The sequence below is a fragment of the Dielma fastidiosa genome (assembly GCF_003475485.1).
Classification (GTDB): Bacteria; Bacillota_I; Bacilli_A; order Erysipelotrichales; family Erysipelotrichaceae; genus Dielma; species Dielma fastidiosa.
The window spans coordinates 144593-153235 of sequence record NZ_QRQL01000008.1; the positions used below are offsets into that span (position 1 = coordinate 144593).

General features: G+C 37.2%; 10 protein-coding genes. All 10 read right to left on the minus strand.

Features of this window, described 5'->3' with window-relative positions:
* Positions 1 to 106: 106 nt before the first annotated feature.
* Positions 107 to 1054 (minus strand): DUF4097 family beta strand repeat-containing protein, encoded by a 948-nt coding sequence (locus tag DWZ33_RS14510; RefSeq protein ID WP_118455507.1) that lies wholly within the window; start codon positions 1052 to 1054, stop codon positions 107 to 109.
* Positions 1055 to 1062: 8 nt separating this feature from the next.
* Positions 1063 to 2364 (minus strand): S41 family peptidase, encoded by a 1302-nt coding sequence (locus DWZ33_RS14515; protein ID WP_118455509.1) that lies wholly within the window; start codon positions 2362 to 2364, stop codon positions 1063 to 1065.
* Position 2365: 1 nt separating this feature from the next.
* The gene (locus DWZ33_RS14520) at positions 2366 to 3226 is read right to left on the minus strand and encodes a DUF4097 family beta strand repeat-containing protein (protein WP_022937846.1); all 861 of its coding nucleotides are present in this window, start codon (positions 3224 to 3226) and stop codon (positions 2366 to 2368) included.
* On the minus strand, positions 3213 to 3842 hold the full coding sequence (locus DWZ33_RS14525; protein ID WP_022937847.1) for a DUF1700 domain-containing protein: 630 nt from the start codon (positions 3840 to 3842) through the stop codon (positions 3213 to 3215). The genes DWZ33_RS14520 and DWZ33_RS14525 overlap by 14 nt, the downstream gene beginning before the upstream one ends.
* Complete coding sequence (locus tag DWZ33_RS14530) at positions 3835 to 4155, minus strand: PadR family transcriptional regulator (RefSeq protein WP_022937848.1); 321 nt, start codon at positions 4153 to 4155, stop codon at positions 3835 to 3837. Before DWZ33_RS14530 ends, DWZ33_RS14525 begins: the two co-directional genes overlap by 8 nt.
* 209 nt (positions 4156 to 4364) lie before the next feature.
* Complete coding sequence (locus DWZ33_RS14535; protein ID WP_118455511.1) at positions 4365 to 4901, minus strand: PIN domain-containing protein; 537 nt, start codon at positions 4899 to 4901, stop codon at positions 4365 to 4367.
* Entirely contained in the window at positions 4894 to 5649 is a 756-nt protein-coding gene (locus tag DWZ33_RS14540; protein WP_118455513.1) for an ImmA/IrrE family metallo-endopeptidase, read from the minus strand. The genes DWZ33_RS14535 and DWZ33_RS14540 overlap by 8 nt, the downstream gene beginning before the upstream one ends.
* Positions 5639 to 5995 (minus strand): helix-turn-helix domain-containing protein, encoded by a 357-nt coding sequence (locus DWZ33_RS14545; protein WP_220452452.1) that lies wholly within the window; start codon positions 5993 to 5995, stop codon positions 5639 to 5641. Before DWZ33_RS14545 ends, DWZ33_RS14540 begins: the two co-directional genes overlap by 11 nt.
* Positions 5996 to 6137: 142 nt before the next feature.
* A complete protein-coding gene (locus DWZ33_RS18020; RefSeq protein WP_182425748.1) occupies positions 6138 to 6296 on the minus strand; it encodes a hypothetical protein in 159 nt (52 codons plus the stop codon).
* 241 nt (positions 6297 to 6537) lie between these two features.
* Positions 6538 to 8643 (minus strand): hypothetical protein (locus tag DWZ33_RS18025; protein WP_182425750.1); only part of this gene is annotated, 2106 nt, incomplete at its 5' end.

An 8643-nucleotide genomic window follows, 5' to 3' on the forward strand; every position in this document is an offset into this window, starting at 1 on the left:
TGACGACCTCTTTGATTGGTATAATCATACCATGTCATTCATTATTTTTGAATTACAATAATGTAAGGCAATCTTCACACTCAAAAGAAAAAACGGCCGCAGCCGTTTAATCAGTATCAATATTCGCAGTTCCAAACTCAATGCCGACTGTCATTGACACAGAACCGCTGTTAACCGAGGACGCTTTCTCAAAATGATCCTTATTGAGGTAAATATCCGCCATATCAGGATTAAAATCAAAACGGAAATCCTGCACGTCCTGATTCAGCTTAAGATCAATGTCACCATAGCTGCTGTACAGACTGCCCGTTTTAAGAATCTCACCCCGATAATCTAACGAACCGAATTGATTCGTATAATCAAAAGATTCACCCACAGCTTTACGAAGATCCACTTCACTGTATTCACCATTAAAGATAAAATCCTTAAGCTGAATATTTTCAGCTGTCAATGTAGTGAATGAGCTGTTGCTTGTCATTTTATCGGCCATCAGCCCCTCTATATCAAGCGTCGTATAATCAAAATCAAAGCTGCCGCTGCCTAATGTAATATTACGCATTGTACCATCAGAAAAAGAATAATTTAGCTTATAGTCCTGCCATGCACAATCCTTTAGCTTAAAATCAGCATAACTTAGATTCAGCTGTATCTTGTCACCATTCAGATCACTCGCTTCTAAATCACCAAATTCAGTAAAAATCATTAGCTCCTTAAACTGACTGTCAGCCGGATATGTTATTTCTATTTTATTACTCTTATTCGCATTCCAATTCACCGTATTAGGCATTGTATCAATCACAGACACATGCAATGTTTCCTCTTTGACACTGAATTCCGGTTTCCATTTAGCACCATAAAATTCAGTATGAATTTCAAAGGTTTTGCCGCTTTTCAGTATTACATCACTGAAACCGCTGTCGATATCAATATTTGTAAAATCATCCAGCAACTCCATTTTTTCAATTTTTTCATAATTGTAATTGGTTCTTGCCGGTGGGACAATACGTGAACAGCCGCTCAGCAGCAAAACCAACACAAGTCCTAACTTTTTCATATTCACTCCTATTCCTGCAGTGCAATCTCAACACATCGATCAATTCCCTGCATCAGATCCTTATAGTTAACCTCAACATCGATATCCGGATAAAGTGAATCCAATTCATATCCTGGTACCATTTCAAAATATTCCTGACAATAAATAACAAAATAAGGAAAGTAATTCAAATAAAATTGATCAGTCTCCCCATAACCATTTACATTCCCGCCGGTTGGTGTACCAATCAAAACAGAATCATAATTATATTTCAGCTGTACCGCATTCATGATGCCGCTGGAGTATGTCTGTTCAGCAATTAAAGTAATGAGCTTCAAATCATTATCCTGACGATAACGATTAATCATCATCAGCAATGGTTCTATCACCAGTGAATTACCGCCGGTATTATAACGAAGATCAAGAATCAGCTTCTTGCAGTGCTGCTCATTCATCGTCTTTTCCACATCGGAAGCAAACTGGCTCATGGAGTAATTTGATATTTCTTCACATGAATTATATTGAACATAATACGTCTGATCTGCCAGCATGAAGCCTGTGTAGAACTTAGGCTGCCGGTAAGTTGCCGCCTTTGGCAGCTGAACTGTTTCCAGCCGGCCGACAAGCAAGGGGCCAGTTTCCGAATGCAAGGTAATCTCACTGACTTCATCATCCTTTTTTACAGTCAGCGTCAATGCCTTGTTATCTTCAAGGATTCCCATGTTTACTAAGGCATCCGCATTACCCAACAGTGAAGGAATCTGTTCATTAAGCCATGATTCATTTTCATAGCTGATAAGTTCTTTTGCTTTCGCTTTGACATCGGCCATTTCTACACCGTTAAGCGCCACAATCTCAGCACCCAAATAATCGGCATATTCACCATCAATCCCGTTCAATATCCAGCCGTCATGATAATAATGCAGTGAATAAGGCAGCATCTGAAACGGAAATGTCCCGGTATAATTCAAATTAAGCGTCGTATGCGCTACCCCGATTGAAGCGATTATCCGCCGCAGTTCAAAATAGTAATCAGCCTCGCTTAAATCATTCAGCTTATCGGCAGCTGCCTGCTGCAAAGCGTAAAACTCTTTTTTAGAAATACAGTCATACAGCCCATATTGCCGGCCTTCCAGCTGTTTGCACATAAATGTCAGGTCATAAAACATCTTTTTCGCAAGATCCGTATAATCATCACGCATCTTCACTTCATAAACTTCATCGTCTTCCTGTTCTTTTACCTCTGCCTCTTTCTGAAACGGAATCACGGCACATGCAGAGAGCATCGTCAATGTCAGAACGGCCGCAGCAACCTTAATGAAGCCATCCATATCAGTCACCGAAGCTTACGTTAATCATACCGGTATCATTAGTGACTGTCAGATGATGCTTAGCGGAATTGTTATGATTAGAAATTTCACCTGTATTAATTTTCATGCTTTCGCCGTCGATCATAACCATCCCCATGTCGTGGTGAATGACATAATCATAAGCGTCATGATGATCATCAAACTCCAGATCAATAGCACCGACACTACCTTCAATAATTGTATCATTGCGGAAATCTCCTTCCAATGCGATCGCGCCTACCTCAGACTTAATCGTTGTTTTATCACTGTCTACATCAATCAGCTTGATAGCACCCGCCTCAGAATTAATATTAATCTCTTTAAAATCAAGATCCTTGACACTGATGGCACCTGCCTGACTATCCACCTTAAACAGATCCAATAGATCATCATCCTTAACTTTAATCAAAATGCGCTGATCATAAGAAGCGTTGCAATGGGTATCAGCTACATTGATTGTATACATACCATCTTTATTGCTGATTGTTAAGTCATCTTCATTAATATTTAAAAATTCAATTTTATTTTCATCGCCTTCAATAGCTGTAATGCTGCTGCAGGCAGTGACAATGTCAAAGCCTTTTATGCTGCTGGGTGTCTCATGATGTGTCATATGATCAGATTGATGATTCATATCTTCATCATAATAATGATCATAATCGTCATAATCATCATAATCATCAAACCAATGCATATCATGCATATTCATTCCCATATGATTATTGTATCGGATCTGATTTGGCCGAGCGCCTAACGCATAACCAATACCGCAGCAGACAGTACCTACGGCAAAGACACAGCCGGATACACATAAAATCGTTTTCAGTGTTTTATTCATCGACATGCTCTTTATCCCCTTTCAAACGGTTATATAGATTTGCAAAACCATTAATTACGATCGGTTTTAATTTAATAAATAAGTAAATCGCAGCCGTAGCAATCAGTACGACACCGCTGATACCAATCAAGCCAAGACCAATTGACATAAGTCCTGATGCTAAAGAAACCGTCAGCATTTTAAACCCTGCATATACCAAACTGCATACAGCAATGAAGCCTGCCAACAGCACGCAGCCTAAAGCAAACAGCAGACAAACACCAACAACCACGGCCACAAAGATCAGTACCGCGAGTACAAGCACCAACGGCAAGCCGACCGGTAATGCCGCAATGCCAAGAAGGATCAGCGCTAATGTTTTCCAGCCATTATTGCTTTTTGGTTTCTCACGGTATACCGTTGTTGTATCTTCAGGAAGGCAATGCTGATTGATTGCATATTCAGCACGAATCTGAGCCGCGAATTTAGCCGGTGAACCTAAATCTCTGGCTACCTCCTCAGCATTTTCCTCGCCTGCCTCATCAAATAATTCACTTACATAATCAACAGCACTCTCAACTTCATCAATAGGAAGATTGCGCAGCCGGTTTTTTAAATGGTAAATATATTCTTTCTTAGTCATTTTCATTACCCCCTTTTAGGATAGAATCCACATTCTTGCTGAACAAGTCCCATTCCGCAAGATAATACTGGCACTTTACTCTTCCTGAATCTGTTAAACGATAATATCTTCGGTTTCTGCCTTGATATTCTTGATCATATGTTTCCAGATACCCCTCCTTCATCAATCTGCGAAGTACAGGATATAATGTTGATTCTGAAACATTCATTACTTTTTTTGCTTCCTGTGTCAGCTTATAACCATATGCATCTTCTTTCTGCAATATAGCCAGCACACAGGCATCCAGCAAAGCCGAGCCTAGTTGAAATACCATATCATCGACCTCCTTAACAATATTATATATCGTATAGTATAGATGTCAATATAATATTGTTAATTTTTTAATACTATATGAAAGTAATGATAATTGCCTGGGAAATAAATTAAATCATATTCCTACTAAAGTTCATCAATGCAAGAAAAAAGACTGCCAACGGTATGTCAGCAGTCTGTTGATCAGTTAATAAATATCATTTAATTGTGCTATGACTGTTTTAATTTTAAATATTCAGTAAATGTTGCCGCTCCTAGCTTTCTTCGTTTTGAGAGCATTTTAGCCCAGATAGCATTCGCTTCAAATTCTGTAATAATTAAGCGATTATAGGCATCTATAAGAATATCACTTGTTGTAGTATGCTTTAGATGATATTCAGATATATAATCTGCGATATCTGCTAAATTATTACTAGCAACAATTCCATCGTATTTTTTTGCTAAAGAAATTGCAGCTGCTTCACCTTTACCAATAATTTTATGCCCGCCTTTTGGTGCTTCTGTTAATTCATAATAGGTTGCATATTCCTCAGAACCAACGATTATATCTTGTAATGAAACGAGCTGCAGTTCAATTAATATTTTAATCCGATCTCTTAATTGAGGAACACCCGGTTTAGAAAGCTCAATATATACGGGTTTAGGTATAACGACTTTTCCCGGATAAAGTCTCGGTAATAAGCTTTCGTTATGTACCCAAAGAAAAGCACTAAGGCAATCAGTATCAAAGAAAAGCAAATCAGTCAAGCACTGCCCCTCCCTCCGTTTCTTCACCAAAAACTATATCACTGCGGAAAGCATCTAATAATAACTCCTCATACTTACCATTGGAAATTAAATTATGTTTGTATAAATTTTCAGTTTGATAGATGTAATGACCATAAACACACATTTTTTTATTTTCAGCTGATGGTTTATATAAAGAGACATCATATCCAAGTCTAGCAGCCAAGCTAATAATCCCTGTTTGCATAGAAGCCGCAATCGCTGATGATATTTCTCCCTCCTCCTGCAAACGGATTAACATTACTTGATGACTTACACCGAAATATTGTTCCAATCGGATTATTTCTTCTATAGTTAACTGTCTGTTCATACCATTTTTTAATTTCTGGATTGATTCATATAAAGCTGCTGAAGGCATCAAAAAATAAGAAGCAAACTGATTCGCTTTTTTCTCATTTTCACTATCTTCATCTATTTTACTTGAGCAAATGGTAGTAAAATCAACCTCATCAAAGTAAAGATGGTAAAGTTCATGTGCTAAAGTATACCGCTGTCTGCCAATAGACATGTCTGAGTTTATTGCTATGATTGAGGATAATTGATTTTTAAAACAAGCTCCGCTAATATTTTTGCCTAGCGGATAAAACACTAATGAAAGCGTCTGAATGGTTTGTGATAATGAAAAAATATCAATGGGAGATAATTCATCTTCACATAGAAGATGCCTTATGCTTATTGCTTTGTTGTTTAAATCCATTTTATTGATCATTCTCAATTCCTCCCGCAAGCTGATCCATTTTAAATTGATTTAAAGCTATTTTATTAATCACGGACAAAGCATATAGATCCGCTGTTTCAATCGACCCCGTTCTGAAAGCTATTGTATATATGGATGTAATATCTTCATCAGAAACCAAACCCTGAATAGGACAGCAAAAAAGATTCGCGATATCATTTAATAGATCAGAATTTATAGATCTTTCACCTTTTTCAAATTTAGATACTAAACTTTGATCAATTGATAAGTAATCAGCAACTTGTTTTTGAGTAAGATTAGCATTTTCTCGTAATTTTTTAATTTTCATACCGATATTTATTACCGAAATATTTTCCACATCCATTCTCCTTTCATGTTTTATACTTTATATTATACCTTTGTTTGTCATAAAGTAAATATATAAAATGAATATAAATATGACAAACTTTCAAAGCCATAAAAAAGACTGTCAACGGTATGTCAGCAGTCCGTATTTATGATTAGACATCAAGCAACGATAATATAAATAAAACAACCAAACCAACAACTACACCGCCAATAAGCCCTAGTAAAACTTTTTTCTTATCCCCTTTTGCATAGAATTTATTAAAAAGTTCAAATTCAATCATACCTATTAAAAAACTGATAATATGTTTCATAAATTTCACCAAAACATACCAATTAAAACATATGGCACGCTTCCCCTTCTTTAATATATCTATACCATGAATCTGTTTAATGTTCAACATATCATTTTGCAAATATAATTTGCAAGCTATTTTTATTAGTATTCAGATGCTTTTATCATAGCAAATCAAAAAACAGGCAGCTGCCCTTTTTGGACACTTCTGCCTGTCATTTATTTTTATTCTCTTACCCGATATCTATTTTAAATATTATCTACTCTGCAGGACTCTCATCAGGAGTAGTTTCAGGTTTAGTATTTAAAACAAGCCCAGATAAATCAAGGTTATATGTGAATTGATCGTTCTCAGTATCATCCATATCACCATCCATGTCTACCATAATCTCCAAAGGGGATTTAGTCATAATTTCATCTTTATCTTTTCCAAGATAGATAACCCAAGTATGGGGTGTTTCACCTTGATTAGGCTTATCTCCACGCATAGTTATGGTTTTAGCATTAGGAACATTAATATCAAATACAATATAATATCCCTCATTCATCTCTTCACTCCATGCACCCGCACTCCAGCCAGTCACATAGTTTAAAGTACCCGTAATTTTATCATTGGTAACTTCAACATTCGATTGAATATCAGCTAATGTTTTACCGTACCAACTAAAATTACTATTGGCTGTGAATGTTACTGGTTCTGCAAGCTTTAAGTCTGAAGTATCAATTGTATAATCAATAAATTTTCCATTACCTTCAAAATCAACGCTTACCTTGATTGTATCTTCCTTATCACGCAGACGAACAATCCAAGTGTGGGTATCGTTCTGGTTTTCAGCAGTATTCTTTAATTCTTTCTCATTACCATTCAACAATGTCATTTTTGATACTGCTTTAGTTTCAAAGCCAGTTACATCAATATCGAAAACGATGTAATAACCATTAGCTTCTTCACCCGGATATGCACTCCAGCCAGTAATATAATTAACATCTCCTGATGCTTTAATGGTATTACCGTTACGAGTGTAAGAAACATTTCCTAATGTAGAAGTAGTCATTGCATATTCTGTATCTTTAAACAATTCAGTTACTGAAGTTTTGCTGATTGGATTTGCTCTAACCATTTCAATTGTCAACTTATATGTTTCTAAAACCTTATTATCCTTGTCTAAGAATTGATAATACTTAACAGCTGATGATTCATTGACCGGCTGATATGCGCCATTGCTTGTAGTCGCGATGCCAACATACTGCATTAAATGTTCATCATAGCTATTTTTATCACTAATTGCTACGGCATCACCTAAATCATTTAGATTTTTTGATGATTTTACTTGTGTAGCGCCTTCCGGAATGGCAATTTCCAAACCAGCGTATAAAGTATTGCCATCAGCGCCTAATACTTTATCACCAAATAATTCTTTTAATGCGTTCACATTGGCTTCATCAAACGCGTCAGGCAGTGTAATGGTTGCCTTGCCGGCTTCAGTCTGAATGTCAGCACCAGCTGCTTTATATGCGTTGGCGTATTTGAAATCTTCTGTCCCTCCAAAACTACTGTTAGCTGGAGCCATTCCATTTGGCCCATTCCGTCTTACAGCCACTGGTGCAAGTGTTGTTTCCACAGTCGGTTTTGTTGTACCGCCGCCGCTTGAAGAACCACCAGTTGATCCGCCAGTTGAAGGTTTATTTACCTCTGGTGCTTTCTCTACATCTTTACCTGTTTCTACATCTTTAATCACTGTATCCTTGCCAGCTTCTACTCCGTCAACATTGGCTTCTACCTTGTTGACAGTTCCTTTACCGTCAATGCTTACTGGTGCGTCAGCTGTTAATGTTCCTACTGTACTGCCTTTTGATACTTCAATGGCTGTATCCTTTGCACTTTCCGTTACCACAACATTCTTAACATCGGCATTTACCTTGATTTGCGTATCTGTCTTTACTTCAAGGCTTTCTACCGGTGCCTGAATATCGATACTTGCATATGTCCGTGTACTTACTTCCTGTGCAGGCACTTCAATCACGATTTCACCTTTAGTTGTTGACTGGACTTCAATCTTCTCTACTTCACCCTTGAAGTTCTTGTCCGGTGTTACCGCTGCTGTTTCTTCCAATACGATTGTCTTAACTTCTGTTTCGCCGCTTAATACGACTTCTGTATTTCTTGTCTGTGTACTGATTGCTTCAATCTTTGAATCAGTGATCGTTAATTTACCGGCTGTCTTGTTGTCACCGATGATGACCAATTTACCTTTTACAGTTACACCTTTTAATTCTAATGCTTTTGCTGTTGTCACATCAACATAGAGGTTACCTTCAATGACTTCACCTTCTATTGCTTCTGGATCTGTTAATACTACCGATTT